We start from the raw sequence: 26426 nt of genomic DNA, 5'->3' as shown, positions 1-26426 counted from the left end.
CTCAGGCTTGGGGAGGAGCGGCACCGCATGGCATGCTTCCGCCAAAGCCGAGGAAACGCCCATGGCCGCCGCCCACGCCGCTCCGACACGCCGCGCCCTTCTTGCCGCGCCCTTGCTGTTGCCGAGCTTCGCCCGCGCCCAGGGCGGAACCTACCCCGACCGGCCCGTGACCATGGTGGTGCCTTTCGCGCCCGGCGGCTCGCCGGATATCGCCGCCCGGCTCATCGCCCCGGGCATGTCGGCCGCGCTCGGCCAGACCGTGGTGGTCGAGAACCGGGCCGGCGCCGGCAGCACCATCGGCACCCGCAGCGTCCTGACCGCGAAGCCGGATGGCTATACCGTGCTCATGGGCAGCATCAGCTTCATGATGGCGCCGCTGACCATGGACCCGGTGCCCTTCGACAGCGCCGCCTCCTTCCGCGTCGTCTCGTTGCTGGCGACCGTCCCCTATATCCTCGTGGTCCGCGCTGATTTCCCGGCCCGGACCATCGCCGAATTCCACGCCTATGCCGCCGCCCATGCGGGGAAGCTGAACTACGGCTCGGCCGGCAACGGCACGCCGCTGCACCTGGGCGGGGAGCTCTACCGGCTGATGACCGGCACAGGCATGACCCATGTCGCCTATCGCGGCACCGGCCCGGCCATGGCGGACCTGCTCGCCGGCAATGTCCAGATGGTCTTCGCCGACCTGCCCGGCGCCGCGCCGCATATCCGCGCCGGCACCGTCCGCCCGCTTGCTTCCCTGGTGCAGGACCGCCTCGCCGCCTTTCCCGAGGTGCCGACCATGGCCGAGAGCGACCCGCGGCTGAAGGACTACGACGTCTATACCTGGACCATGCTCTCGGCTCCCAAGGCGACGCCCGACGCCCCCATCGCCCGGCTGCGCGACGCCCTGGCCAAGGCGGCGCGGGAGCCGGCGCTGCAGCCGCGCCTCGCCGAGCTCGGCTTCGCCCTGGTGGTGAACACCCCGGCCGAGGGCGACGCCTACCTCGCCCGGGAACAGGCGAAGTGGGGTGCCATCATCAAACAGGCCGGCATCAAGGCGGATTTCTGAGCCGACGCGTTTTGCTCGACACCGGCCGCGCCACCGGCCGAGGATGCCCCCTCGCGGCGCGACAGCGACCGCGACAACAAGGCCGGAGGCAGCGCACGCCCTGGCCAAAGGGAGGATCCAGGATGTATCGCCGCAGCCTGCTGCCGGCGCTTCTCGCGCTGCCCTTCGCCACCCGCGCCCAGACCCCGCCCTGGTCCCCGGATCGGCCGGTCCGCTTGCTCGTCGGCTTTGCCGCCGGCGGCAGCACGGATACCACCGCCCGGATCATCGCCCAGGCGATCACCCCCGCGCTCGGCCAATCCGTGCTGGTGGAGAACCGCACCGGTGCCGGCGGCAACATCGCCTCGGAAGCCGCGGCGCGGGCCCAGCCCGATGGCTATACGCTGGTCATGGGCTCGATGGGCACCCATGCGGTCAACCAGGCGCTGTTCAGCAACCTGCCCTTCCACGTCGCGCGGGACTTCGCCCCGGTCTCACTGGTGGTGCTCAGCCCAGTGCTGCTGGTGGTGCATCCGGCCGTCCCGGCCCGCAGCGTGGCGGAGCTGATCGCCCTGGCGAAGTCCCGGCCCGGCGGCCTGAATTGCGGCACGGGGGGCTCCGGCACCTCGCAGCACTTCGCCGCGGTGCTGTTCGAGCAGCAGGCCGGGGTCCGCTTCACCCAGGTCGCCTTCCGCGGCGGGGCACCGGCCATGTCGGAACTCGTGGCCGGGCGCATCGACCTGATCTTCTCCCCGGTGGTTGAGGCGCTGCAGCAGGTTCGGGCCGGCCAGGTGCGGGCGCTCGGCCTCAGCCGGCCGGAGCGGTCGCCACAGATGCCGGATACGCCGACCATCGGACAGGAACTGCCCGGCTACGCCTTCGGCAGCTGGCTCGGCGTCTTCGCCCCGGCCGGCACCCCGGCCCCGGTCATCGCCCGCCTTTCGACCGAGATCGCCACCGCCGTGGCCCAGCCGGACACCCGCGAGAAGCTGATCCAGCTCGGCTATGAACCGGTCGGCAGCACGGCGGAGGAGTTCGCCACCTTCCAGGCGGCGGAACTGCCGCGCGTCGCGGAACTGGTACGCGCCTCCGGCGCCCTGCCGAACTGAGGACGGCTGATCCGGCCAGCCTGCCGCGGCATGGCCCGATCCCGGTCGGGGGGGGGGATTGCGCGGCAAGCTGCACGTCGCTGAAGGGGCTCAGGCGGACGGCATGCCATGACCGCCGAAGGCGGCATCGGCCGCCAGCACCCGTTGCGCTTGGCGCAGGTGCGGCATGTCGAGCATCCGTCCCTCCATCCCCACCGTGCCGATGCCTGGGTTGGCGGCGAAGGCATCGACCACACGGCGGGCGAAGGCGACTTCCTCGGCAGTCGGCCGGAAGCCTTCGTTGATGGCGGCGACCTGGGCCGGATGGATGGCGATCTTGCCGGTGAACCCCTCCCGTCGGGCCGCCGTGCAGGCCAGGCGCAGGGCCGCATCGTCGCGGAAATCCTGCTCCAGCGTATCCACCGGCTGGGCGCCCGCCGCGACGGCGGCAAGCAGGCAGGCGGAGCGCGCGTAGCGATAGGTCAGCGCGAAGCCGCCGGAGGCATCGAGGTTGCCGGTCGCGCCGATCGCCGCCGGCAGATCCTCCTGCCCCCAGGTCAGGGCCGCCAGCCGCGGCACCGGCGTGCGCGCATACTCCGGCAGCCGCAACACGGCGGCGGCGGTCTCGGTCGCCACCGCCAGGAGGCGGATGCGCCCCGGCGGCAGGCCGTCCCGCGCCTCCAGCGCATCCAGCCAGTGGGAGACCCGCAGCAGGTCGTCCGGCCCGTTCACCTTGGGCACCACCAGCCCATCGGGTGCCGCGCGCACCACCGCCGCGGCATCGGCGAGGCCGCCCTCGTCGATCGGGTTGATCCGCACCCAGAGCTGCGGCCGCCGTTCCGCATGGGCGCGCAGGTAGTCAGGTACCATCTCCCGCGCCGCCGGCTTGCGCGCGGGGGCCACCGAATCCTCGAGGTCGAGGATCAGCGCGTCGGCGCCGCTGTCGCGGCCCTTGGCCAGCTTGCGTTCGCTGTCGCCCGGCACGAAGAGCCAGGACCGGATCGGCAGGCTCATGCCGGCTTTCCCAGCATGAGGCCGGAACGCTTGCAATGCGCCACCAGCTCGCCCTTCTGGTTGAAGGCCCGGTGCAGGAATTCGACGATCCCCTGCCCTGGCCGCGATTTGCTCGGCCGCTTCGACAGCACCTCGGTCTCGACCCGGATGGTGTCGCCGTGGAACAGCGGCTTGGGGAAGCGCACCTCGTCCCAGCCGAGGTTGGCGACCGTGGTGCCAAGCGTCGTGTCGCCCACGGTGATGCCGACCATCAGCCCCAGGGTGAAGGCGCTATTCACGATGCGCTGGCCGAACTCGGTCTCGGTCCGGCAATATTCCTCGTCAAGGTGCAGCGCCGCCGGGTTATGGGTCAGCGCCGAGAAGAAGACGTTGTCCGCCTCGGTGATGGTCCGCCGCATCCGGTGCTGGAACAGCTGGCCGATCTCGAATTCCTCGAAGTACAGTCCTGACATCGCCTCAGCCCACCACGCGCCATTGCACCAGGGTATAGGGCGGCGTCGCGGTGTCGTGCGGCTCGAACACCGCCTCCACCTCGGCGCCGATCGTCACCGCCTGCGCGGGATCGCCCAGCAGGTTGCCGACCATGCGGACGTTCCCCGCACCGGGCAATTCGACCAGGACGATGATGTAGGGCCCATGCCCCTCCAGCGCCGGATGGACCGGATGGTGCGGGCGCTGCCAGCTGTAGATGCGGCCGCGCGGCGCCACCTCCTCCCAGCCCAGGTCGAAGGAATGGCAGGCATGGCAGACCCATTCCGGCCCCCACTGATGCTTGCCGCAGCCGCGGCATTTCTGGATCACCAGCTTGCCGGCCCGGGTGCCTTCCCAATAGGGCAGGGCCACGGGTTCCTGGGCCGGGGTGGGCAGGCCTTCCGGCAGGGCGTAGGCGGGCTTGCTCACAGGGTTGCCTCCGTGCCAAGGATCAGGCTGCTGACCGGCGTCACCATCGGCCCGCCGATGACCATCGCCACCTGCGGGTCCTTCACCTGGTTGCAGGCATCGCCGCGGAGCTGCCGCACCGCCTCGTTCACCATCTCGAGGCCGTGCATGTAGCATTCGGCCAGGTTGCCGCCGCTGGTGTTGAGCGGCAGCTTGCCGCCGTCGAAGCGCAGGTTCTCCGGGACAAGAAATTCATTAGCCTCCTCCGGCCTGACCATGCCGTGCTCCAGCATCCCGAGCAGCACGCCACCGGTGAAATTCTCGTAGGCCTGCAGCACGTCCACGTCCTTCGGGCCGAGCTGCGCCATGTCCCAGAGGTTGCGCGCCACGGTCGGGAAATGCGCCGAGGCATAGTCCGGCGCATTGTGCACCGGCGCCGCGCTGCGGTGGTGCCCGCCCTGCGCCGCGCCCAGCAAATAGGTGGGCTTGTGCGGCATGTCCCTGGCCCGCTCCGCCGGCACCACCAGCACCGCCCCGGCGCCGTCGTTCTCCATGCAGCAGTCGAACAGCCGGTGGAACGGCTCGATGATCCAGCGGGAGGCATCGTACTTCGCCGCATCCAGCGGGCGGCCGGCCATGACCGCGCGCGGATTGGTCTGTGCATGGGCATAGGAGGTCAGGGCGATCGCCCGCAGCGCCTCATGGCGGATGCCGTGCTCGGTCATGTAGCGGGTGATTTTCATGGCGAAGCGCTGGGCTGGTGACATCAGCCCGTAGGGCGCGAGGAAGGCATCGTCGCCGGCGGCGGCCGCCTGCTGCGCCCCACGGCCGTAGCGGGCGAACTGGCCCTGCGCGAGCGAGCGGAAGGCGATCACGCAGTGCGCCATGCCGGAATGCACCGCCGCGCCGGCATTGGCCACCGCCGCCGCCACGCCGCCACCGCCACCGCCCCAATGCATGTTGGAGAAGCGCAGCTCCCGGATCCCCAGCGCCGCCGCCAGCCGCGGCGCATCGGAGCGGTCATTGCCGTAGGAGGCGAAGCCGTCGACATCCTGCGGGTCGACGCCGGCATCCCGGCAGGCCGCGATGATCGCCTGCAGCGCCAGCTTGAACTCGGCGTCGGGCGATCGGCCGTGCTTGTAGTAGGTGGTCTCGCCTACCCCGGCGATGGCGACCTTGCCCCGCAATGTGCGCTCGGTCATCCGCGCGTGATCCCCCCTCTGGTTGTTCAGTTCGCGTAGAGGCGGCGGCCGATGATGTCCTTCATCACTTCGGCGGCGCCGCCGGCGATGCGGGTGATCCGCGCATCCGCCCAGGCCCGGGCGATCGGCATCTCCTGCATGTAGCCGGAACCGCCGAACAGCTGCAGGCAGCAATCGACCACGTCCCAGTGCAGGTCGGTGCAGAACAGCTTGGCCATGCCGGCCTCGATCGGGTCGAGCTTGCCCTGCATCTGCAGCGCGATGTAGCCATCGGTCATGGCGCGCGCCGCAGCGGTCCGGGCCGCCAGCTCCGCCAGCACGAAGCGGGTGTTCTGGAAATCCGCGATGGTGCGGCCGAAGGCCTTGCGGTCGCGGGTATGCTGCACCGTCCAGCCGATCACCGTCTCGCAGACCATGCTGCTGCGCACCGCCTGCACCAGCCGCTCCCGCGCCAGGTTGGTCATCAGCATCGGAAAGCCCTGGCCCTCGGCGCCGAGCCGGTGCCCGGCCGGGACATGCACCTCGTCGAAGAACAGCTCCGAGGTATCCTGCGCATGCATCCCGAGCTTCTTCAGGTTGCGCCCGCGGCGGAAGCCGGCGCTGTCGGCCTCGACCACCAGCAGGCTGATCCCATGCGCGCCGGCCGCCGCATCGGTCTTGGCGGCGACGATGATGACATCGGCATTCTGGCCGTTCGAGATATAGGTTTTCTGCCCGCGCAGGACGTAGCCGTTGCCGTCGCGGTCGGCCCGGGTCTTGATCCCCTTCAGGTCGCTGCCGGCATCCGGCTCGGTCATGGCGATGGCGCCGACCAGCGTGCCGTCGCACATGCCGGGCAGCCAGCGCCGCTTCTGCTCCTCGTCGCCGAAGCGCGAGAGGTAGGTGGTCACCATATCGGAATGTATGACGAAGCCTGGGCCGGAGAGGTTGGCGCGGGCCAGTTCCTCGGTCACCACGGCGCAATGGCCATAGTCGCCGCCGGGCCCGCCGTACTCGGCCGGCACGTCGCAGCAGAGCAGCCCGGCCTCGCCGGCCGCCCGCCAGGCAGACCGCGGCACGATCCCGGCATCCTCCCAGGCGGCGTGGTGCGGCACCAGCTCGGCTTCGACGAAGCGCCTGACCGATTGCCGGAAGATCTCGTGATCCTCGGTGAACACGGACCGCGGCCGGTCGAACATGCCGCTTCCTCCCATTTTATGCGCTTGCTTATGGTACGCTTGTGTACGACCGTGCCGCAAAACCCGGGGGAGGACAAGCATGGATTTCGCTCCAGCACTTGGGCAGCGCCGCTGATGCAGCCACTGACCGGCCTCCGCGTCCTCGACTTCTCGAAGGTTCTCGCCGGCCCGCTCTGCGGCCAGTGGCTGGGCGACATGGGCGCCGAGGTGGTGAAGATCGAATCGCCGGATGGCGGCGACGACACCCGTGGCTGGCCTCCCTTCGTGGGCGGCCAGGAAGGCGCCGTCTACCTCAGCGCCAACCGCAACAAGCGCAGCCTGGCGTTGGACCTGAAAACCGCCGAGGGCCAGGCCGTCGCACAGCGCATGGCGGCCCAGGCCGACGTGCTGATCGAGAGCTACGCGACCGGCGTGGCCGAACGCCTTGGCATCGGCGCCGGGCCGCTGCGCGCCGCCAGTCCGCGCCTGATCTATTGCAGCATCTCCGGCTTCGGCCGCACCGGGCCGCTGCAGGGCGGGCTCGGCTACGACGTGATCCTGCAGGCCTTCAGTGGCATCATGGCGATGACCGGTGAGCGCGGCGGCGGCCCGGTCCGCAGCCCCTTCTCGCCGATCGACCAGTCAACCGGCATGAACGCCTACTCCGGCATCCTCGCCGCGCTGCTCGAGCGGCACCGCACCGGCCAGGGCTGCCGCCTTGAAGTATCCCTGTTCGAGACCGCCGCCGCCCTGCTCGGCTACAACGCGCAGATCTTCTGGGAGAAGGGCGCGGTGCCGGAGAAGTTCGGCTCCGGCCATGAATCCCTCTGTCCCTACCAGGCCTTCGAGGCGGTGGATGGCCCGGTGCTGATCGGCATCGCCAACGACAACCTCTGGCGCAAATTCTGCACCGGCCTCGACCGGCCCGATCTGGCGGAAGACCCGCGCTTCCGCACCAATGCCGACCGCGTCGCCCGCTTCGCCGAGACCGTCGCCCTGGTCCAGGCGATCGTCGCCACCCGCACCGCCGCCGCCTGGGTCGCCTTCTGCGGCGACATCGGCATCCCCTGCGCCGCGGTGAATACCCTGGCCGAGATGCTCGCCCATCCGCATACCGCCGCCCGCGGCATCGTGCTGGATTACGAGCATCCGACGCTCGGCCCGCTGAAGACCATGGCTCAGCCGATCCAGTTCGATGCCAGGCCACGCCGGGTGGGCACGCCGCCGCCACGGCTCGGCGAACACTCGGCCGAGGTCCTGGCCAGCTACGGCTATGCCCCGGCCGAGGTCGCCGCCCTGCGCGCCGCCGGCGTCCTGGGCCCGGTCCGGGGCAGCGCGGGCTGATGCCGCCGCCGGCTGCCATGAGCAGCGAATTCCGCATCGGCTTCCTGGTACATGACGTGTCCCGGCTGCGGCAGATCCTGTTCGATCAGGAGATGCGGCCGAAGGGGGTCACCCGGGCGCAGTGGTGGCTGCTGGCGCAGCTCTCCCGCAACGGCCAGGGCGGCATGGCGCAGGCGGAGCTGGCCCGGCTGCTGGGCCAGGGCAAGGTGGCGACCGGCAGCATGCTCGACCGGCTGGAAGCGGCCGGGCTGGTGGAGCGCCGGCCCGATCCGCTCGACCGGCGGATCAACCGCATCTTCGTCACCGCCAAAGGGCAGGGCATCCTGGGCGACATGGTCGAGGTCGGGCGGCGGCTGAACGGCCTCGTGCTCGCCGGACTGGCGCCGGAGCAGCTGGCCGTCGCCGACCAGGTGCTCACCGCCATCAAGCGCAACCTGCGGCGGGCGCTACGGGATGAGGCTGACGCCGGGGAAGCCGCGGACGGCTGAGTCTCACAGGCGGTTCGGGCTTGCCGCGATCCCGTGACGGCGGAGCTCGGTGCCCAGCCGACCCGTGGCCGCCATCCAGGCCAATCGCAGGTCGCCGCGCAGGGACCAGAGCGGATAGGTGAAGGTCGCCGGCCGGTTCCGCTCGATGAGCATATGCGACAGCCAGGCGCAGCCATAGCCGACCACGGGCGCCAGCAGGAGCAGCCACCATGGACCCAAGGCCAGGCCCGCCAGCAACACCGCCGCAGCGACCCAGGTGCCGCCGATATGCACGGCGCGCGTCGCCGGCCGGGCATGCTCCCGCAGGTAGCTGGGCCAGAATTCCTCGAAGCTCGACAGTCCCGGGTCCATACCCCGCAGGGTGGACCGGGGAACCCGCCGCCGCCAAGCCGATTTGCGGGGCCGGCGCCAAGTCCCGGGCCGAAATCAGCCCTGATCCGGCGCGGCGAATCATGTTAGCCCATGCGCCATGCCCGATGGTGCCCCCAACCGAGCCCGCCGTACCCCGCGCCGCGCCGCCAGCCCCCCCACCGACCCAGCCTCGCTGGACGCCGCCGGGTCGACCGCCCCCCTGCCGCCGCGCGGCCGGATCTACGCCAGCGTGCTGGAGTTGATCGGGGCGACCCCGCTGGTCCGCCTGCCACGGCTGAAGGCGGCGGATGGCCTGGTCGCCGACCTCGCCATCAAACTCGAGTTCTTCAACCCACTGGGCTCGGTGAAGGATCGCATCGGCCTGGCCATGGTCGAGGCGGCGGAGCGCGAGGGGCTGATCCGTCCCGGCACCTCCACCCTGGTGGAGCCGACCTCCGGCAATACCGGCATCGCCCTGGCCTTCGTCGCCGCCGCCAAGGGCTACCGGCTGATCGTCGTCATGCCCGATGGCGCCAGCATCGAGCGGCGCAAGATGATCCGGCTGATGGGCGCCGAGGTCGAGCTCACCCCCTCCCGCCGCGGCATGGCCGGCGCCATCGCCCGGGCCGAGGCGATCGTCGCGGCGACGCCGGAGGCCTGGAGCCCGAAGCAGTTCGACAACGCCGCCAACCCGGATGTCCACGCCGCCACCACCGCCGAGGAGATCTGGGTGGATACCGCCGGGCAGGTCGATGTGATCATCGGCGGCATCGGCACCGGCGGCACCCTCACCGGCATCGCCCGGGCCCTGAAGCCCCGCCGCCCCGGCCTGCGCATCATCGGCGTGGAGCCGGCCGAAAGCGCGGTGCTGTCGGGCGACGAGGCGGGGCCCCACCGCATCCAGGGCATCGGCGCCGGCTTCAAGCCGAACGTGCTCGACCTCGACCTGCTGGACGGCGTGGTGCGGGTCGGGGAACGGGAAGCGATCGCCGCCGCCCGCCGCTGCGCCCAAATGGAGGGGCTGCCGGTCGGCATCTCCTCCGGCGCCATGCTGCACGCGGCGCTGGCCGAAGCCCGCGACCCGGCCCTGCGCGGCGGGCTGGTGGTCGGGATCGCGCCTTCCTTCGCCGAACGCTATCTTTCGACGGAGCTTTTCGCCGGGATGTAACAGCGCACCCCGGAGGGACTGCCGGTCACAGCGCCTCCCCGGCGCCGGTCCCGTGGTGTGGCGTCGGGATGCACCATTCCTCGCCGCGCGGGGTGCTGACGTATTCCGGCCAGCGCAGGTCGACCGGTGGGTCGAAGTCCGCCGGCAATAGCGGCCCGACCCAGCCCTCGCCGCCGATGCCGCCGGTCCGCGCCCGGAACTCCGCCTGCGCTGCCGCCAGCACCTCCGGCAGCGTCGCCAGATCGACCAGGGTGAGCGCCATGGTCTTCGCCGCGACGAACATCCCAGGGTCGACCGCCGCCGGCAGCCCGCCGAGGGCGTTGTAGGTCCAGTTGGGATAGGCGAAGCCCGGCGTCGGCGGGCGAAGCCGCGGCCGCCCGGCCAGCAGCCGCACCGTCGGCGCATGCCAGCAGAACTCGACGTAGTCGTCGGCGCTGAGATGCTTCTGCCAGGACGGCAGGCCGGCGCGCAGCTTCGCCTCGAAGGCTTCCGGCGGGGTGAGTTCGCTGACGCTGGCGATGAAGGGGTCGGCCATCGGCGCCAGCCCCAACTCCCGCTGCATGGCGCGGCCGAATTCGAGCGCCTCCTCAGGGAAGCGCGGCGCGCCGACCGCCTGCAGGTTCTTCCAGGTCAGGTCGGTCATGGCCTGGTTCGGCACGCCGACCCGCGTCTTGGTCACCCAGCGGACGAAGGCGCGGCAGCCGGTCATCGCCGCGACGTGGCGGGCATTGTTCGCCAGCACCCGCCAGATCTGCTCCTGGATGCCGAGCGAGGAGGACCGCCAGGAATACTGGATCTGCGCGAAGCGCGGCGCGAGGTTGTCCGAGGTGGCGCCGCCGTCGCCGAGGACGAACTCGTTCAGCGTCCAGGAGCCGGCATGCGGGAACATCGCCTCCTTGGTATATTTCGTCGTGGTGTACATCAGGCACAGCGCATCGAGCGCGCCGGGGCAGCGCGCCGCGGCATGGGCGCCCTCGATTGGCACCAGCGTCGGGTCGATCCAGGTCTCGGGCGAGGTCGCCTCGAAGGAGATCACCGCGCTCCAATAGGCACCGAAATGGGTATCGCTGGTGACGGTGTTCGAGGGCCAGGGGTGCCAGACCACCGCCGCATCCAGCCCGTCGTAATAGCCCTTGGCGGCATGGATGGGCTTCGAGCCGCAAACCTTCTCCGCCGGCTCGCCGAACAGCTTCAGCGTGCCGGGGGTGCCATGCGCCTGCATCGCCGCCTTGGCGCCGAGCATGGCGGCCAGCGCCGCGGTGCCCAGCACCGAATGCGGGTCGGTATGCCCCGCCGCATAGGGATGCAGACCCTCGCGCGGCGCCTGATAGGGCACCACCTGCTGCGAGTTGCCCGGCACCGCGTCGTATTCGGCGAAGCCGGCGAGGGTCGGCCCGGCGCCGTTGCTCCAATGCGCGACGAAGGCCGTGGGCATGCCGCCCGAGCCTGCCTCGACCGTGAAGCCCTCGGCCTGCAGCAGGTCCACGTAGTCGCGGGCCGAACGATACTCCCGCCAGGCCGGCTCGGCATGCGCCCAGATGCGGGCATTGAAGGCGGAGAGCCGGCCCTCGTTGGCGGCGATCCAGGCCAGCGCGGTGTCGCGCTGCGCGATATTGGTCATGTGCGTCTCACGTTCCAGAAAGTGGCGAAGCCGTCGAGGATGCCGGTCAGGTTGCTGCGATAGGCGGTCGGCTGCAGGTAATGGCCGAGCGGGTAGTAGGGCACCTCCCGCATCGCCTCGCGCTGGATGTCGCGGCAGATCGCCTGCTGCGCCGCGAGGTCGGGCGCGGCGAACCAGTCCTCCCGCAGCGCCTCGATCCTCGGCATGCTGGCCCAGCCGGCATAGCCCGCGTCGCCGTTGCCGCGCAGCGCGATATGCCCGGCCGGGTTCAGCCAGTCGGTGCCGGCCCAGTTGGTGACGAAGGCGCTCCAGCCGCCATCGGCGACCGGGCCGCGGCGGTTGCGCCGCTGCAGCATGGCATTGAACTCGACGGTGTAATTCTCGACGTTCAACCCGGCCCGGCGGAACTGATCCTCCACCACCGCGCCGGCGACGGCATTGGGCTCGGAGGTGGAGGGGATCATCAGCAGCACCGGCTCGCCCTTGTAGCCAGCGGCCTGGAGATCGGCCTTGACCTTGGCGTAGTCGCGCGGCCCGGTCAGCAGCTCCAGACCGGCGTCCGAGGCCATCGGCGTGCCATGCCCAAAGACGCCGAGCGGCACGTTGAACAGGCTGGTCTCGGCCGGGCCGACCAGCGCCTGCATGATCGAGGTCTGGTCGATCGCGCCCCAGAGCGCGCGGCGGATGGCCGGGTTGTTGAAGGGGGCCTGCTGATGGTTCACCCGCACCATGCTGACGAAGCCAGAGGCATCCAGCACCTGGAGCCGCAGGTTGCGGGCGCGCCGCAGCAGCGGCAGCAGGTTATGGTAGGCATATTCCTGCCAGTCCTGCTCGCCGGCCAGCAAGGCATTGGTCGCGGTGCCGCTGTCCGGCATAGTCTTCCACTCGACGCGGTCGAAATGCACCACCTTCGGCCCCGAGGTCCAGGACAGCGCGCCATCCTGGCGCGGCACGTAGCGCTCGAACTTCCGGTAGACGTTCTGCGAGCCCGGCACCCGCTCATCCGCCACGAAGCGGAAGGGGCCGCTGCCGATCATTTCCGGCACCTGACGGAAGGGATCGGTATTCGCCAGCCGCTCCGGCATCATCGCGCAGACCGGGACCGAGGCCTTGCCGAGGGCGATCGGCAGCAGCGGGAAAGGCCGCTTCAGCCGGAAGCGGATGGTCTGGTCATCCGGTGCCGAGAGCTCGTCCGTCACCTCCATCAGCGTCGCGCCGAAGGGGTCGCGCTTCGCCCAGCGGCGGATGCTGGCGACGCAGTCCCGCGCCAGCACGCGTTCGCCGTCGTGCCACAGCAGACCCTCGCGCAGGGTCAGGGTCCAGAGCTTGCCGTCGTCGCCGATGGTATGGCCCGCGACCATCTGCGGCGTCGCCTGATAGGCGCCATCCATGCCGTAGAGCGTGTCGAAGACCATGTAGCCGTGGTTGCGGCTGATATAGGCCGTGGTCGTCACCGGATCGAGCGTCACCAGGTCCTGTTGCGGGGTGAAGCGCAGGGTGGTGGCCGATTGCGCCCGTACCGCGGCGGGCGCCGCCAGCACCGCGCCCGCGGCCAGCATCAGGTTTCGACGTTGCATGGGCTTGGCTCCTGCCGCGCCGCCAGAGTGCGGGCGCGGCCCAGCGCATGCAAGCGGGGTGCCGCTACAGCAGCAGCGCCGATGGCACCGCCACGGGTGCGGGCAAAGGCGCCAATGCCCGCGCGCCGCAGGACAGCAGGTAGGCGGCCACCGCATCCATCTCGGCGGCCGGGCGGGTGGCGTCATGGAAGGCATCGTCCGGCGCCGAGCCGCGGGGGACCCAGATCACGGTCTCGTAGCGGGCGCGGGTCAGCAGCACGCGGTAGGTGTTGCGGATGAAGTCGTAGTCCTTGTTGGCGTTCTGCCACCTGTGCCCGACGAAGCTGCGGGCGGCCCAGGCCGCATCGCGCCGCAGGAAGTCACCGCCCCAGGCGAGGCCCACCACATCCAGCTCCAGCCCCTGGCAGGCATATTCCGTCGCCGCCGTCTCCAGCGCGTCGGAGGCGCGGATATCTGGCCAGCGGTTGAGGAACCAGTCCGGCACATCCTTGGTATGCACCTCGACGCCGAGGCCTTCCGCCCGCAGCCGCCGTGCCCCGGCGCTGCGCACGATCCCGGCCCGGCGCTGGCCGCGCGCGTAATGCCGCAGCGCCGCCCGCAGCGCCTCCAGGTCCCGCGTCACCAGGTAGGGCAAGGCGCCGGCCCGCGCCGCCACCGCGCGCGCCGCTGCGGCATCGTGGGCCAGCACCGCATCGACCCAATCCGCGCCGACGCTCTCGCGCACGCTCCGCATCGGCACGGCCAGGTCGAGGCCCTCATCCAGCCGCAGCCAGTCCCGCGCGGCCGGCGCGAGGCGCTGCGTCGGCTCGGTTGCCGTCAGCACGCGGGGCGCCGCCGCCGCCCGCCAGCCGGGCAGGCGGTCCAGTACCGCGCCCCATTCGGCGAGACCGGCCTCGCCGGTATTGATTTCCTGGCCATTGCCGATCAGCGCGATGACCACCGCCCAGCCCTGATGCCGGCCCATGATCTCGAGCGTATGCGCCGGCTCGCTCATCGTCAGGCGGGAGGGCTTGTTCTGCGTGCCGACCTTCGCCTTGGCCTCGTCCCAGGCACGCTGCGCCTCGTCGAAGACGATCAGCCGCTCGGGCGGCACGCGGTACGGGTCGAGCGCGCAATCCTCGAGGAAGCGATGCACGTTCTGCAGCTTGGCCCTGGCCCGCCGCTCCGCCTCGTCGCGGCCGCAATCGCCGCGCGCCACCGCATCCCGCGCCAGCGCCGCCCGCAGCACCGCCACCAGCGGCATGTTGCCGGTGAGGAAGGCCGCACCCTCCTGCCGTGCCGGGCCGAAGACCGCGTTCAGCCCGCACAGCGTCTTGCCCGCACCCGGCACGCCGGTGACGAAGATGACGGTCTTCGCTGCCTCTGCCCGCGCCGCCGCAACATGCGCGGCGATCGCCGCCGCGGTCCGCGTCAGGTTGGTGGCATCGGCCCGCGCCGCGGCGATGTCCGCCACGCCGTTACGGGCATAGAGCATCGTCGCCGCCTCGATGATACTTGGCACCGGCCTGTAGGGCGCCGCCAACCAGGCGTCGCCGTCGATGGGCAGTGATGGCGACGGGATCGTCGCCTGCACCCAGGCGATCAGCGCGCCCAGAGCCGTGGGGCCGCAGACCAGCGGATCGGTCGGGTGCTTCGGCAGGAGCCATGGCTGCGCCGGCGGCGTGAAGCCGCCCGTACCGGCGACCAAGACGGGAACGATCGCGTGGTGGCGGCTGCCGGCGTGGAAGTCCCGCAGGTCGAGCGCGTAATCCTCCGCCTCAGCCAGCATGGCGAGGCTCGGCGCGCCGGCCTTGAACTCCAGGCAAAGGATGGCGCGGTCGGTCAGCACCACCGCATCGATGCGCTTTTCCAGCCGCAGCAGGTCGAATTCCAGAGCGATGGTCCAGTCCTGGCCAGCCTGCTCCCGCACCGCCTCCTGCAAGGCGGCGACCTCGGCCTGCCACGCTTCCTCCTGCCCCGGGGAGGCGGTGAAGCCGAGCGCCTGTTGCGCGGAGGCGAGGCGACCGACGGTATCGGCGCGGTCGCGGGCCAGCAGCGCGGCGCCGGAGCAGGCGAACCACGCCCTCACGCCGCCCGCTCCCGCCGCGGCCAGGTCGCCAGCAGCAGGCTGCCCCCCATCAGCACGAATCCCACCCCATGCACCGCCGAGAATGCCTCCCCCAGCACCAGCACCGCCACGGCCGCCGCACTCGCCGGCAGCAGCGCGGTGAAGACCCCGGCCACCCCCGCCGGCACCCGCCGCAGCCCGGCGTACCACAGCAGCAGGCACAACACGCTTGCGGTCAAGGAATGAAAGACTAGCAGCCCCGCCAGCGCCGGATCCGCCAGCACCGGCAATGCACCAAGTCCGAGTAGCGCCAGCGGCAGCAGCATCGCCGCACTGAAGGCCTGCATCCACAGGCTGGCAGTCACCACCGGCACCCGCCCGACGATGCGCTTGGCCAGCAGCACATAGGCCGCCTCCCCCAGCACCCCGCCGAAGACCAGGGCATTGCCGAGCAGGTTCCCCACCCCGCCGCCACCGCCGAGGCGAGCCAGGGTCAGCGCCGCCATGCCCCCCGCGGCGAGGCAGGCCGCCAGCCATTGCCGGGCGCTCAGCCGCTCCCGCAGCCAGGCGGCGCTGCCCAGCGCCACCACCGCCGGCAGGGTCGCCAGCACCAGCCCTGCCTCGAGCGCGGTGGTCAGCCGCAGCCCGGCCAGCAGACCGGCGTTGTACAGCACGGTTCCCACCAGCGCCTGCAAGGCCAGGTTCCGCAGCACCCCGGGCGCCACCCTGACCCGGCCCTCGATCAGCCGCGCCAGCGGCCACAGCACCAGGCAGGCCAGCAGGCAGCGCAGTGCCAGGATGAGCGGCACCGGCAGCGCCTCGGCCAGCAGCTTGCCGACCGCGACATTGGCGCCGACCAGCGCCATCGCCGCGGATAATTGGGCATAGGCCAGCAACACGGCAGCAGGGGTCCTTCCCGGGGAACCCCGACCCTACCATGCCGCTTGCGCCCCGCAGCCCGCGCTGCTTCCTTACCCGGCGGAGAACGCCGGTCGAATACCCTAGCCGGGAGACCGATCGAATGCTGCGACGAACCCTATTCACCGGCGCCGCCGCGGCGATGGCCGCCCCTTTGGCGCGCCCTGCCCTCGCCCAGCCCGCCCATGCCCGCAGCCTGCGCTTCGTGCCGCAGGCGGATTTGACCGTGCTCGATCCGGTCTTCACCACCGCCTACATCACCCGCCACCACGCGCTGATGATCTACGACCAGCTCTATGGCCTCGACAGCAAGCTGCAGCCGCAGCCGCAGATGGTCGAGGGCCATACGCTGGACGCCGATGGCTTGCTCTGGCGCTTCCGGCTGCGGGAGGGCCTCGCCTTCCACGATGGCGAGCCGGTGCGCGGCCGCGACTGCATCGCCTCAATCAGGCGCTGGGCGCAGCGCGACGCGCTCGGCCAGGTGCTGCTCGCCCGCACCGCCGAGATGGCCGCTCCGGACGACCGCAGCTTCACCATTTGGCTGCAGAAGCCCTTCGGCCCAATGCTGGAGACGCTGGCGAAGATCGGCCCGCCCGCGCTGTTCATCATGCCGGAACGGATTGCCGCCGGCGACGCCAATACCCAGATCCGCGAGACCATCGGCTCCGGCCCCTTCCGCTTCGTCGGGGGTGAGCGGGTGGTCGGCGCCCGCGTGGTCTATGAGCGGAACGCCGCCTACCGGCCGCGGGAAGGCGGCACGGCGGACTGGGCCGCAGGGCCGAAGCAGGCGCATTTCGACCGGGTCGAATGGACCGTCATGCCGGACCCCGGCACCGCCGCCGCGGCACTCCGCAACAACGAGGTGGACTGGTGGGAGAACCCTCCGAACGACCTCGCCCCAGTGCTGCGCCGTTCGCGCGACATCCAGCTCAAGCGCGGCAGCCCGCTCGGCACCATCGGCACCGGCATCTTCAACACGCTGCATCCGCCCTTCGACAAGCCGGCAGTCCGCCGCGCCGTGCTGCGCGCCATGTCCCAGGCCGATTTCATGACCGCGACGGCGGGCGCCGACCCTTCGCTGTGGAACGACAAGGCCGGCGTCTTCACCCCCGGCACGCCGCTGGCCAATACCGTCGGCATGGAGGCCATCACCGGCCCGCGCGACATCGAGCGCTCCGCCAAGGAGATCCGCGACGCCGGCTATGCCGGCGAGACGGTGGTGCTGATGAGCGCCAGCGACCAGCCGGCGCTGGCCGCCCTGGGGGAGGTCGGCCACGACCTGCTGCGGCGGCTCGGCATGACCGTCGACTTCCGCGTCGCCGACTGGGGCACCGTGGTCCAGCGCCGCGCCAGCAAGGAGCCGCCGGACAAGGGCGGCTGGTCGATGTTCCACACCACCTGGAACGGGCTAGACGGCATCAACCCCGGCGTCATGCAGTTCATCCGCGCCAACGGCGCCCAGGCCTGGTTCGGCTGGCCCTCGGTCCCCAGGCTGGATGCGCTGCGGCTGTCCTGGTTCGACGCCCCGGACCTTGCCGCCCAGCAGAAGATCGCCGGCGAGATCCAACAGGTGGTTTTCGACGAGGCGCCCTACCTGCCGACCGGGCAGTATTTCGCCTCCACCGCCTGGCGGAAGTCGATCACCGAGCCGATCTCCGAGGTGGTGGCCTTCTGGGGCGTGAAGCGGGCCTAAATAGCCATTGGCTAGGCGTCCTCGCCGTCCTTCCGGAACGGCGAGAGCGTCGCCAGCGCCTCCATCTCGCGCAGCATCGCCGGGCGTTCGCGGTCGAGGAAATCGCCGACCGCCCGGCGCAGTCCCGGATGGGCGATCCAATGCGCGCTATAGGTCGGGCTGGGCAGGTAGCCGCGCTGGATCTTGTGCTCGCCCTGGGCGCCCGCCTCGACCCGCGGCAGCTTGTGCTCGATGGCGAAATCGATGGCGCGGTAGTAGCAGAGCTCGAAATGCAGGAAGGGCGCATCGACGATGCTGCCCCAGTTGCGGCCGTACAGCGCCTCGGTGCCCAGCAGGTTCAGGGCGCCGGCCACCGGCTCGCCATCCTGCTCCGCCACCATCAGCACCACGCGGTCGCCCAGCGCCTCGCCCATCAGCGGCCAGAAGCGGGAGGTGAGATAGGCGCTGCGGCCCCATTTCTTGTCCGTGGTGGATTGGTAGAAGCGGTGGAAGGCCTTCCAGTGCTTCGGGGTGATCTCATGCCCGCGCAGGGTCTTCAGCACGAAGCCTGAGGCCGCCGCATCGCGCCGTTCCCGCCGGATCGCCTTGCGCTTGCGCGAGGCCAGGGCGCCGAGGAAATCGTCGAAGCTGGCGTAGCCCTGGTTGTGCCAGTGGAATTGCGTGCCGATCCGCTGCAGCCAGCCCGCCTCGCCCAGGGCCTCCCACTCCGCCGCCTCGCAGAAGGTGACATGCACGGAGGACAGCTCGAGCTGCTCGCAGACCTGCACCAGGCCCTGGCCCAATGCCCCGGGCCCGACGCCGGACCCCGGCCGCACCAGCAGCCGCGGACCGGGCACCGGGCTGAAGGGCGCGCAGACCTGCAGCTTGGGATAATACTGCCCCCCCGCCCGCTCGAAGGCATCGGCCCAGCCATAGTCGAAGACGTATTCGCCCTGGCTATGGGTCTTGGCATAGCAGGGCGCACAGGCCACCAGCTCGCCGGCCGCATCCCGCAGCGCCGCATGCTGCGGCAGCCAGCCAGTGCGGTCGGTGGCGCTGCCGCTGGCCTCGAGGGCGGCGAGGAAGGCATGGCTGACGAAGGGGTTGTCGCCGCCCGCGCAGGCGTCCCAGTCGGTTGCCGGCAGGTCCGCGATCGTCCGGTGCAGGCTGAGGGTCAGGGCCGGGGCAGTGTCTGGCATCACCGGCAGCATGTGCTGCTGCGACGCGGCAGGGCAAGACCCGCCTGATCAGGCCAGCTCGAACATCCCCTCCACCTCGACCGCCGCATCCCCGGGCAGGGATGGCACGCCGATGGTGGTCCGCGCATGCCGCCCGGCATCGCCGAAGATCTCCACCGCCAAATCGGACGCGCCGTTCATGACCACGGCATGCTGGGTGAACTCGGCCGGCGCGGCAATGAATCCACCGAGGCGCACGATCCGCACCACCTTGTCCAGGTCCCCTGCCGCGGCCTTCAGCTGCGCCACCAGGTTGATGAAGCAGAGCCGCGCGGCTGCCACGCCCTCGGACAAGGGCACCCCGGCACCGAGCTTCCCGGTAAAGGCGATCTTGCCGTCCTTCAGCGGGATCTGGCCGGAGATGACCACCAGCTTTCCGACCACGTTGAAGGGAATATAGTTGGCGATCGGCGCCGCCGGGGTCGGCAGCGCGATACCCAATTCCGCCAGGCGGGCCTCGATCTTACCCATCATCATCTCCAGAAATGCCAAGGCCCGGGGAACGCCGCCCCGGGCCATTCACCCATGTCCGGGCATCAGCCGACCAGGCGCAATCCACGGCGGCGGCCACGGGGGCTCGCTGCCGTATCCCGACCCGGGGCGCTTTGCGGCGGCAGGTCCAGCGGTAGCAGAGGAGTCTGCTGGGCGGCGCTACCGACGCTGTCCGGGAGGCAGTCTTCCTCGCTCGGCTGCGGCAGGTCCTGGCGCCCGAGGTAGTCCAGCGCCAGGCGACGGAAGGCCCAGTCCAGCGCGCTGGTCGCCCGTGGGATGGCCGGATCGCCCTCGACCAGCCCAGCAGGGCCGAAGCGGGTATAGGCGAAGGCCTCGACATACTCCGCCAGCGGCACGCCCCGCTGCAGGCCCAGCGATACGGATTGGGCGAAGCCATCCATCAGGCTGCGGTAGGCCGCGCCTTCCTTGGACAGCGTGAAGGCGATCTCCAGCAGCCTGCCCTCGGCGTCTTCCGCGGTCCGCAGCGCCACCCGGTGGCCACCTACCGTCACGTGCAGCGTCGTGCCGGCATGACGGCGCATCGTCGGCGCCACCTTCGGCACCGCCTGGGCCGGAGCCGGCAGGGCCAGCGGCGCCGGCGGCGCCGCATGCAGGAAGTGGGTGACCGCTTCCCGCATCGCCGCCCGCGCCAGTTCGGACACCGGGGCCAGCAAGGTTCCGGCCTGGCTGGGGAAGTCCTGCATCACCCGCTGCGCCGCCCGGGTCGGAACCTCGGCGACCTCGCCCGCGGCGGTCAGCCGGGCCCGGGTGGCGCCGGCCATGGGAGCGATGCCGCCGGTCTCGACACCCAGCATCGCCTCGACCGCATCCGGCCTGGCCAGGGCCAGCAAGGCCTGATGGCGCACCCCCGGGGACTGCGCCGCGGCGTCCAGGGCAGCTCTCGCGGCGGCGGCCAGGCCGGAGACCGGGGTCGCCATCGGTGGCGCTGGCCATACCAGCGCCACCGGTTCGCGCGCGCCCAGGCGGCCGGCGATGCGGCCCGATTCGGCCTCCGCGGCGCCACGGGTCAGCGCGGCAATGGCGCCTGCAGTGGCGCGGCCTTCGGCGCTGTCATAGGCCAGGCCCAGCGTGGCCAGCAGCCCGGCCAGGTCGGCGAAGCCAAGCCGCAGCCGGGTGGCCTTGGCGCCGCTCAACGAATCCAGTGCCGTCACGGCCAGGGCACAGGCCTCTGCATAGCCTTGGGTATCGAAGCCGCCCTCCGCCTCCAGGAAGGCGGGCAGGTTCAGGACGAAGCGCGGCTCGGCTTGCACGGCCTTGCCGTCGTTCCGCCAGACTTCGGCACCGGGGGCGCCGCGCCGGGTCAGCAGCAGGGTCCGCAACCCCTCGGCCAGGCTGGCAGCCGCGGCCTCATCCAGGATGCCGGCCTTCAGGCCGCCGCGGACTGCCCGACCGATCCAGGCCTCGGCCGCGCGTGGCAGCGCCACCGGCCCGGAGCCCGGGACCAATGCGGCCAGGGCCACACCGGCCTCCGCATCCCAGCCGCGCGGCAAGGCCACCGAACGTGGAGCGGCATCGGGGTCGGCCCCCGCGCGCATGCGGCGCAAGGCCACCCCGTCCCACAGCGTGCGATCGATATGTGCCATGCCCTGATGCTACGGCGCCCGGGCGGGCCCGGGAAGCCGTATTTGGTGGCAGGAGACCAGATTCATCACTACATCCTGTGGACAAGCCGCCCCAGGCGCCAGCTTTGCGCCGCAGCATCCGCTGTGCGATGGTCCGTCCGCAAACCTCTGGCCTTGCGGCGCCCCCTGGAGTAGTCCCGGCCTCATGTCCTTCCTGCTTCGTCTCACCTCCCCGCTGTCTGGCCGCCAGGTCGGGACCGACCGCTTCGGCACCGTCTATTACGAGAGCCGCGCGAAACAGGCGATCTACAACCGCACCCGCCGCTGGGCGATCTTCGCCAAGGGGACCGACCCAACCGTGGTTCCGCCGGAGTGGCATGCCTGGCTGCACCATACTGTGTCCGAGCCCCTGTCGGAGACCAAGCGGTATCCCTGGCAGCTCGACCACCAGCCCAACCTGACCGGCACGGCGCACGCCTACCGCCCGGCCGGGCACGACTACGTCGGGGGTACGCGGCGGGTCACCGGGGGCGACTACGAAGCCTGGACCCCTGGCTCCTGACGCCGTGAAAGGACGCAGCCTCGCCGAGGTCGCCACCGGCGGCATCGTGCTCCTCGTCGCCGCCAGCTTCCTGGCCTATGCCGTGCTCCACAGCGGCCGCGGTGCCTCGAATACCGACGGCCTGCTGCTCACGGCCCAGTTCGACAAGATCGACGGCCTTTCCAACGGGGCGGATGTCCGCATCGCCGGCGTCAAGGTCGGCAGCGTGACCGACAGCCGCATCGACCCGACCAGCTTTTCGGCGGTCCTCACCCTGCGGGTGGATCGCGGCCTCAAGCTGCCCAGCGACACGTCGGCCGAAATCACCTCGGAAGGCCTGCTCGGCGGCAAATATGTCTCCCTAGTGCCTGGCGGCAGCGAGCAGTTCCTCGCCGACAACGGCCGCATCGTCGAGACGCAGGGCTCCGTCAGCCTTGAATCGCTGCTCGGCCGTTTCATCTTTTCGGTCACGCAGATGAACAGTTCCCAGCCCAGTGCCGGCGGCGAGACCGCCACCCCCACGCCGGCCCCCGCCGCACCGCGATGAGCGCCCAGCCCGAGGCATGGCCGGGCGCCGATGGCAGCCCGGTATCCTGCCGGGAAAAGCTGAAGGTACTGGCGGAAAACCACGCCGAGCTCACCCAGGTCATGCGCGATGCCTTCGAGGACGCCATCCTCATGGGCGTCGACGAGACTGCCATGCGCCGGATCCTGAGTGACCTAGTGGCCGCCCTACCCAGCCCGAAGCGTCCGGACCGATGAGGCGGGCGCTGGCGCTGGCGCTGCTGCCCTGTGCCGCCCTGGCGCAGAGTGCCGATTGGGTGCCGAAATCGGTGGCCGAGCTGCAGTTGCTCGACAAGGTGACCGCCCGCATCTCCACCCTGCGGGCCCCGGTGGGCCAGGGGACGCAGGTCGGCACCCTCACCATCCGCGTCACCGCCTGCAACGCCCGGCCGCCCGATGAGGTGCCGGATGCCAGCGCCTTCCTGGAAGTCAGCGACAGCCGCCGCGCCAGTGGCTTCCAAGAGGTCTTTCGCGGCTGGATGTTCGCCAATGCCCCCGGCGTCAGCATGCTGGAGCATCCGGTCTATGACCTGCGGGTGATCGACTGCAAGTGACGCCGGACCGCTCGGACCACTGGGATGGCCGGGCCTTCCACAATGTCCATGATCGCACCGAAAAGACCCTGGCCGATGTCTGGGCATGGCGGCGGAAGTCGCAGCGGATGCCCTGGCCGGCCTGGATCGAGGATCCACCGCAGCCGCTGCCCCTCCGCCTGGCTGCGGATCGCATCGCCGCCACCTTCATCGGCCATGCCAGTTTTCTGCTGCAGATCGGCGGGCGCTGCATCCTGGTCGACCCGGTTTGGTCGCCCCGCGCCAGCCCGCTGAGCTTCGCCGGCCCGAGGCGGGTCCGCGCCCCGGGCCAGCCGCTGGCGGCCCTGCCCGGCGTCGACCTGCTGCTGGTCAGCCACAACCACTACGACCACCTGGACCTGGCGACCCTGCGCGCGGTGCGCCGGCGCTGGTCGCCGCCCGCCGTCACCGGCCTCGGCAATGCTCGCCACCTCGCCAAGGCGGGCTTCCAGGGCGTGCCGGAACTCGACTGGTGGCAATCGACCGAGGTCGCCGGGCTTCGCATCACCTATGTCCCGGCACAGCACTTCTCCGCCCGCACCCCCTTCGACCGCAACCGCAGCCTCTGGGGCGGCTTCGTCATCCAGGCGGGCGAGGCCACAGTCTATTTCGCCGCCGACAGCGGCTGGTGCCCGCATTTCGCCGAGATCGCCCGCGCCTTCCCCCGCATCGACCTCGCCCTGCTGCCGATCGGCGCCTATGAGCCGCGCTGGTTCATGCACACCCAGCACATGGACCCGGGCGAGGCGGTCCGCGCCCACCAGGCGCTCGGCGCCCGGCAGAGCATCGGCATGCATTTCGGCACCTTCGCCGGCCTGACCGACGAGGCGATCGACGGCCCGGAAGCTTGGCTGGCCAAGGCCCGCACCGCCGCCGGCCTGCCGCCGGAGGCATTCACCACCCTGGCCTTCGGCGCCACGCTGGACCTGCCGGCCGACTGAGGCCAACCGTTGGCGGAAGGATGCCGACGCCAAACATCGCCAAACTGACACGAGCCGCCGTTGGCGGCCGGTGCCGCTTCAGGCTTCCCTGCACCGGCCACCAGCCCGGAAGTATACAGCATAGAATCCTCAACCGTAGCGACGGAGGCCGCCATGTCGGCGGCACCCAAGAACGTCATCGTCATGATCGCCGACGGGGCCGGTTCAATGCCCTCGAAGCGACGCGCCAATATCTCGGGGATGTCCGTGGCGGCCTGCCCGGCGAGCTCACGGTGGATGGGCCGGACTTCATCCATGCTGCGCAACCGGTCTATGCGCTCGACCCCCGCAACGCGTCCGTCGCCGGGCCGGCCGGCCTCGCCCAGGTGGCGATCGACGTCTAAGACCCGGCCCGCAACTATGACTTCCCCCCGGTGCCCGGCACGACCTCCGCCGGCTTCGAGCGTGGCTTCGCCGGTTATGAATGGAACCGCGCCACCGCGCCGGATTCCGCCAATACCATGTCGGCGAAGATGACCGGCGAGAAGAGCTACAACAACGCCATCAACGTCGACGGCAACGGCACCGCGCTGCTCAGCCTCGCCGAAGTCGTGCATCAGGGCGGCAAGGCGACCGGCGTGGTCTCGACCGTGCAGATCAGCGATGCGACCCCGGCGGCCGGCGGCGGGGCGCATAACGTCTCGCGCGCCAGCCACGGCGAGATCGCCACGGAAGTGTTCCACAGCGGCGTGCTCGATGTCATCGCCGGCACCGGCAACCCCGATGTCAACGACAACGGCCAGCCGGCGACGGCCGCGAACTACGACTGGATCGGCCAGGATCTCTGGAACAGCCTCAAGGCGGGTACGTACAAGTCGCCGGACGGCTTGGGCTGAGACCTGCTGCAGAGCCGTGCGGATATCCAGGCCGCGGCCAGCGGCACGCCCACCGACGCCCGCCTGGCGATGATCGCCGAGGCCTTCACCGGCACCAGCTTCTACCGCAGCGGGGCCGACCCGGCCAGCGAGCCCCTTCACCGTGCCGCGGCTGCAGACCTCGCCGACCTTGACCGAGATGTCGCTGGCGGCGCTCAACAAGCTGAACGCCGATCCGGACGGGCTATACCTCATGATCGAGGGCCGTGCGGTGGACCGCGCCGAGCATGCCAACAACCTCGGCCGCACCATCGAGGACTACATCGAGTTCAACGCCGCCGTGCAGAGCGTCATCGACTACGTGAACTCGCCCGGGAGCAAGGCGACCTTCGAGGACACCCTGCTGATCGTCACCGCCGACCACGACCACCTGCCGTTCGGCCCGGAATGCGAGACCATCCCCTTCCAGCGCGTGCAGGAGGATCGCAACGGCGACGGCGTGCCGGAGTACCAGTGGTTCGGCAAAGGCCACTCGAACCAGCTCGTGCCGCCCTTCGCAACCGGCGCCGGTGCGGACCAGGTGCTGAACCTGGCAACCCGGGTGGACAGCGTGTTCGATGCGGCGGGCCACAGCATCGCCGGTAGCGGCCGCAGCTACACCGATCAGGCCGAGCTCAGGAAGTTCCTGCTCGGCCAGGTGGAGCAGCCGGACGCGGCCGCGCCGGAGGCGCCGGTCGACTGGAACGCCATCGCGGCCCAGGTGACCAGGGCATCATGCCCCGGGCCGCCCCGAGGTCAGTCCCGCGCCAGCTCCGCCAGCACCTGAGCCAGGACCCGGGCGCCCCTGACCAGTTGCTCCGGGGAGGAATATTCCGCCGGATTATGGCTGATGCCCCGATAGCTGGGGATGAAGATCATGCCGCTGGGACAGAGCGGCACCATGAATTGCGCATCGTGGAAGGCACCGGACGGCATCCGCACCGCCTTCAGCCCCTGTGCCGCCGCCGCCCGCTCCACCGCGCCGGTCACGGCCGGATGGAATTCGACAGGCAGGGCGTGGAAGCGCTCGGTCACGGTGACGTCGCAATGTCGCACCGCGCCGCGGATGGTCGCCTCGATCGCGTCGCCGCGGGCGGTCAGCACCGCCGCATCCGGGTGGCGGAAGTCGATGGTGAAGCGCACCCGCTCCGCCACGCTGTTCGATGAATTCGGCTCCACCTCGATCTTCGCCACGGTGAAGCGCAGCACATCGGTCGGGTCCGCCATCAGCGCATTCAGCGCGGTGATGGCCCGCACCATGTCCTGCACCGCATCCCGCCGCATCGATACCGGCGCCGTGCCCGCATGGGCGCTGGCGCCCAGCAGCTCCACCAGGAACCATCGGCTGCCCTGGATTCCGGTGACGATGCCGATGTCGAGCCCTGCCGCCTCCAGCTGCGGCCCCTGCTCGATATGCGCCTCCACATAGGCATGCGGCGCGCCGCCCAGGGGCCGGCGCGGCAGGTCGGCCTCCTTTGCCAAGTGCTCCCGCAGCGCCTCACCGAAGCTGACGCCGTGGCTGTCGGTCACCGCATCCCAGCTGTCCGCGGCGCTATGCCCGGCATAGGCCATGCTGCCCATGCAGCCCGGGGCGAAGCGGCCGCCTTCCTCGTTGGTCCAGGCCACCACCTCGATAGGCCGGGCCAGCGACACGCCTGCCTCATGCAGCGCCTGCACCGCCTCGAGCGCGGCGAGCACGCCCCAGATGCCGTCGAAGCGCCCGCCCGCCGGCTGGCTGTCCATGTGGCTGCCGGCCAGTACCGGGGCGAGGCCGGGCACCGTCCCCTCGGACCGCAGGAACAGGTTGCCCAGGGCATCGATGGAGGGCGTGAGGCCGATGGCCTGGCCCCAGCCGATCAGCAAGCGCCGCGCCTCGCGGTCGAGTGGTGTCAGGCAGGCGCGGTTCACGCCTTCCGATCCATCCCCCCCGCGGAAGGCCCCAAGCCTGGCCATCTGCATCAGCCGGTCCCACTGTCGGGCCTCGCTCACGGCGGCGACGGCATTCGGGGTGATCGATGTCTCGGTCATGACAGGGGGCCCTTA

Annotated in this window: 28 protein-coding genes; 14 read left to right on the top strand and 14 right to left on the bottom strand. The window is 70.9% G+C overall.

Annotated features, from left to right (window positions below; genetic code table 11):
* Nucleotides 1-61 precede the first annotated feature (61 nt).
* Both QWZ14_RS15500 and QWZ14_RS15495 read left to right on the top strand, forming a co-directional pair.
* Nucleotides 62-1054: a Bug family tripartite tricarboxylate transporter substrate binding protein gene (locus QWZ14_RS15500; RefSeq protein WP_290317638.1), complete on the top strand. Its 993-nt coding sequence runs from the start codon at nucleotides 62-64 to the stop codon at nucleotides 1052-1054.
* A gap of 122 nt (nucleotides 1055-1176) precedes the next feature.
* Complete coding sequence (locus QWZ14_RS15495) at nucleotides 1177-2142, top strand: Bug family tripartite tricarboxylate transporter substrate binding protein (RefSeq protein ID WP_290317637.1); 966 nt, start codon at nucleotides 1177-1179, stop codon at nucleotides 2140-2142.
* Nucleotides 2143-2232: 90 nt separating this feature from the next.
* On the opposite strand, the gene QWZ14_RS15490 is transcribed toward QWZ14_RS15495, so the two are convergent.
* The 5 genes from QWZ14_RS15490 to QWZ14_RS15470 are packed head-to-tail and all read right to left on the bottom strand — an operon-like array spanning nucleotide 2233 to nucleotide 6394.
* On the bottom strand, nucleotides 2233-3135 hold the full coding sequence (locus tag QWZ14_RS15490; protein ID WP_290317636.1) for an HpcH/HpaI aldolase/citrate lyase family protein: 903 nt from the start codon (nucleotides 3133-3135) through the stop codon (nucleotides 2233-2235).
* Complete coding sequence (locus QWZ14_RS15485; protein ID WP_290317635.1) at nucleotides 3132-3587, bottom strand: MaoC family dehydratase; 456 nt, start codon at nucleotides 3585-3587, stop codon at nucleotides 3132-3134. Before QWZ14_RS15485 ends, QWZ14_RS15490 begins: the two co-directional genes overlap by 4 nt.
* A gap of 4 nt (nucleotides 3588-3591) precedes the next feature.
* Nucleotides 3592-4035, bottom strand: a complete 444-nt coding sequence (locus tag QWZ14_RS15480) for a Zn-ribbon domain-containing OB-fold protein (RefSeq protein WP_290317634.1) — start codon at nucleotides 4033-4035, stop codon at nucleotides 3592-3594.
* Complete coding sequence (locus tag QWZ14_RS15475; protein WP_290317633.1) at nucleotides 4032-5216, bottom strand: thiolase C-terminal domain-containing protein; 1185 nt, start codon at nucleotides 5214-5216, stop codon at nucleotides 4032-4034. The genes QWZ14_RS15480 and QWZ14_RS15475 overlap by 4 nt, the downstream gene beginning before the upstream one ends.
* Nucleotides 5217-5242: 26 nt before the next feature.
* Nucleotides 5243-6394 (bottom strand): acyl-CoA dehydrogenase family protein, encoded by a 1152-nt coding sequence (locus QWZ14_RS15470; RefSeq protein ID WP_290317632.1) that lies wholly within the window; start codon nucleotides 6392-6394, stop codon nucleotides 5243-5245.
* A 114-nt stretch (nucleotides 6395-6508) separates the two neighbouring features.
* Here QWZ14_RS15470 and QWZ14_RS15465 point away from each other — a divergent pair, with 114 nt between their 5' ends.
* Together QWZ14_RS15465 and QWZ14_RS15460 are read left to right on the top strand one after the other, a co-directional pair.
* Nucleotides 6509-7717 (top strand): CaiB/BaiF CoA transferase family protein, encoded by a 1209-nt coding sequence (locus tag QWZ14_RS15465; protein WP_290317631.1) that lies wholly within the window; start codon nucleotides 6509-6511, stop codon nucleotides 7715-7717.
* A 17-nt stretch (nucleotides 7718-7734) separates the two neighbouring features.
* Entirely contained in the window at nucleotides 7735-8205 is a 471-nt protein-coding gene (locus tag QWZ14_RS15460) for a MarR family winged helix-turn-helix transcriptional regulator (RefSeq protein ID WP_290317630.1), read from the top strand.
* 3 nt (nucleotides 8206-8208) lie between these two features.
* Here QWZ14_RS15460 and QWZ14_RS15455 read toward each other — a convergent pair whose 3' ends face one another.
* The gene (locus tag QWZ14_RS15455) at nucleotides 8209-8556 is read right to left on the bottom strand and encodes a DUF962 domain-containing protein (protein ID WP_290317629.1); all 348 of its coding nucleotides are present in this window, start codon (nucleotides 8554-8556) and stop codon (nucleotides 8209-8211) included.
* A gap of 118 nt (nucleotides 8557-8674) precedes the next feature.
* Between QWZ14_RS15455 and cysK the strand changes: the two genes are divergently transcribed.
* The gene (gene cysK, locus QWZ14_RS15450; protein WP_290317627.1) at nucleotides 8675-9724 is read left to right on the top strand and encodes a cysteine synthase A; all 1050 of its coding nucleotides are present in this window, start codon (nucleotides 8675-8677) and stop codon (nucleotides 9722-9724) included.
* Between the two features lie 25 nt (nucleotides 9725-9749).
* Here the strand turns inward: cysK and QWZ14_RS15445 are convergent, their stop codons facing one another.
* The 4 genes from QWZ14_RS15445 to QWZ14_RS15430 all read right to left on the bottom strand — a co-directional run bounded on the left by QWZ14_RS15445 (nucleotide 9750) and on the right by QWZ14_RS15430 (nucleotide 15868).
* Nucleotides 9750-11345 carry a M20/M25/M40 family metallo-hydrolase gene (locus QWZ14_RS15445; RefSeq protein WP_290317626.1) on the bottom strand — a complete coding sequence of 532 codons (1596 nt, stop codon included), beginning with the start codon at nucleotides 11343-11345 and terminating at the stop codon, nucleotides 9750-9752.
* Nucleotides 11342-12922, bottom strand: coding sequence for an ABC transporter substrate-binding protein (locus QWZ14_RS15440; protein WP_290317625.1), 1581 nt, complete (start codon nucleotides 12920-12922; stop codon nucleotides 11342-11344). Before QWZ14_RS15440 ends, QWZ14_RS15445 begins: the two co-directional genes overlap by 4 nt.
* 64 nt (nucleotides 12923-12986) lie before the next feature.
* Nucleotides 12987-14990, bottom strand: coding sequence for a DNA/RNA helicase domain-containing protein (locus QWZ14_RS15435; RefSeq protein ID WP_290317624.1), 2004 nt, complete (start codon nucleotides 14988-14990; stop codon nucleotides 12987-12989).
* Nucleotides 14987-15868, bottom strand: a complete 882-nt coding sequence (locus QWZ14_RS15430; RefSeq protein ID WP_290317623.1) for a DMT family transporter — start codon at nucleotides 15866-15868, stop codon at nucleotides 14987-14989. Before QWZ14_RS15430 ends, QWZ14_RS15435 begins: the two co-directional genes overlap by 4 nt.
* Nucleotides 15869-15990: 122 nt before the next feature.
* On the opposite strand from QWZ14_RS15430, the gene QWZ14_RS15425 reads away from it, so the two are divergent.
* Nucleotides 15991-17580, top strand: a complete 1590-nt coding sequence (locus QWZ14_RS15425) for an ABC transporter substrate-binding protein (protein ID WP_290317622.1) — start codon at nucleotides 15991-15993, stop codon at nucleotides 17578-17580.
* A gap of 11 nt (nucleotides 17581-17591) precedes the next feature.
* On the opposite strand, the gene QWZ14_RS15420 is transcribed toward QWZ14_RS15425, so the two are convergent.
* The 3 genes from QWZ14_RS15420 to QWZ14_RS15410 form a co-directional block, all read right to left on the bottom strand.
* Nucleotides 17592-18758 carry a GNAT family N-acetyltransferase gene (locus tag QWZ14_RS15420; protein WP_290317621.1) on the bottom strand — a complete coding sequence of 389 codons (1167 nt, stop codon included), beginning with the start codon at nucleotides 18756-18758 and terminating at the stop codon, nucleotides 17592-17594.
* 48 nt (nucleotides 18759-18806) lie between these two features.
* Nucleotides 18807-19271, bottom strand: a complete 465-nt coding sequence (locus QWZ14_RS15415; RefSeq protein ID WP_290317887.1) for a RidA family protein — start codon at nucleotides 19269-19271, stop codon at nucleotides 18807-18809.
* A gap of 62 nt (nucleotides 19272-19333) precedes the next feature.
* Nucleotides 19334-20893: a TSCPD domain-containing protein gene (locus QWZ14_RS15410; protein WP_290317620.1), complete on the bottom strand. Its 1560-nt coding sequence runs from the start codon at nucleotides 20891-20893 to the stop codon at nucleotides 19334-19336.
* A 184-nt stretch (nucleotides 20894-21077) separates the two neighbouring features.
* Here QWZ14_RS15410 and QWZ14_RS15405 point away from each other — a divergent pair, with 184 nt between their 5' ends.
* From QWZ14_RS15405 to QWZ14_RS15370, 8 genes are all read left to right on the top strand, one after another.
* Complete coding sequence (locus tag QWZ14_RS15405; protein WP_290317619.1) at nucleotides 21078-21434, top strand: NADH-ubiquinone oxidoreductase subunit NDUFA12 family protein; 357 nt, start codon at nucleotides 21078-21080, stop codon at nucleotides 21432-21434.
* A 4-nt stretch (nucleotides 21435-21438) separates the two neighbouring features.
* Nucleotides 21439-21960: an outer membrane lipid asymmetry maintenance protein MlaD gene (gene mlaD, locus QWZ14_RS15400; RefSeq protein ID WP_290317618.1), complete on the top strand. Its 522-nt coding sequence runs from the start codon at nucleotides 21439-21441 to the stop codon at nucleotides 21958-21960.
* A complete protein-coding gene (locus tag QWZ14_RS15395; RefSeq protein ID WP_290317617.1) occupies nucleotides 21957-22175 on the top strand; it encodes a hypothetical protein in 219 nt (72 codons plus the stop codon). Before mlaD ends, QWZ14_RS15395 begins: the two co-directional genes overlap by 4 nt.
* The gene (locus tag QWZ14_RS15390) at nucleotides 22172-22531 is read left to right on the top strand and encodes a DUF2155 domain-containing protein (protein ID WP_290317616.1); all 360 of its coding nucleotides are present in this window, start codon (nucleotides 22172-22174) and stop codon (nucleotides 22529-22531) included. The genes QWZ14_RS15395 and QWZ14_RS15390 overlap by 4 nt, the downstream gene beginning before the upstream one ends.
* Complete coding sequence (locus QWZ14_RS15385; protein WP_290317615.1) at nucleotides 22528-23490, top strand: MBL fold metallo-hydrolase; 963 nt, start codon at nucleotides 22528-22530, stop codon at nucleotides 23488-23490. The genes QWZ14_RS15390 and QWZ14_RS15385 overlap by 4 nt, the downstream gene beginning before the upstream one ends.
* Nucleotides 23491-23510: 20 nt before the next feature.
* Nucleotides 23511-23873, top strand: coding sequence for a hypothetical protein (locus QWZ14_RS15380; protein ID WP_290317614.1), 363 nt, complete (start codon nucleotides 23511-23513; stop codon nucleotides 23871-23873).
* 30 nt (nucleotides 23874-23903) lie between these two features.
* Nucleotides 23904-24365, top strand: a complete 462-nt coding sequence (locus QWZ14_RS15375; RefSeq protein WP_290317613.1) for an alkaline phosphatase — start codon at nucleotides 23904-23906, stop codon at nucleotides 24363-24365.
* A gap of 142 nt (nucleotides 24366-24507) precedes the next feature.
* Entirely contained in the window at nucleotides 24508-25170 is a 663-nt protein-coding gene (locus QWZ14_RS15370; RefSeq protein WP_290317611.1) for an alkaline phosphatase, read from the top strand.
* Here QWZ14_RS15370 and QWZ14_RS15365 read toward each other — a convergent pair.
* On the bottom strand, nucleotides 25140-26411 hold the full coding sequence (locus QWZ14_RS15365) for a M20 family metallo-hydrolase (protein ID WP_290317610.1): 1272 nt from the start codon (nucleotides 26409-26411) through the stop codon (nucleotides 25140-25142). The genes QWZ14_RS15370 and QWZ14_RS15365 overlap by 31 nt on opposite strands.
* Nucleotides 26412-26426: the final 15 nt, after the last annotated feature.

Source organism: Paeniroseomonas aquatica (genome assembly GCF_030409335.1).
GTDB lineage: Bacteria > Pseudomonadota > Alphaproteobacteria > Acetobacterales > Acetobacteraceae > Belnapia > Belnapia aquatica.
The sequence above is the reverse complement of the archived record's forward strand: the minus strand, read 5'-3'. Positions and strand labels throughout refer to the sequence as shown.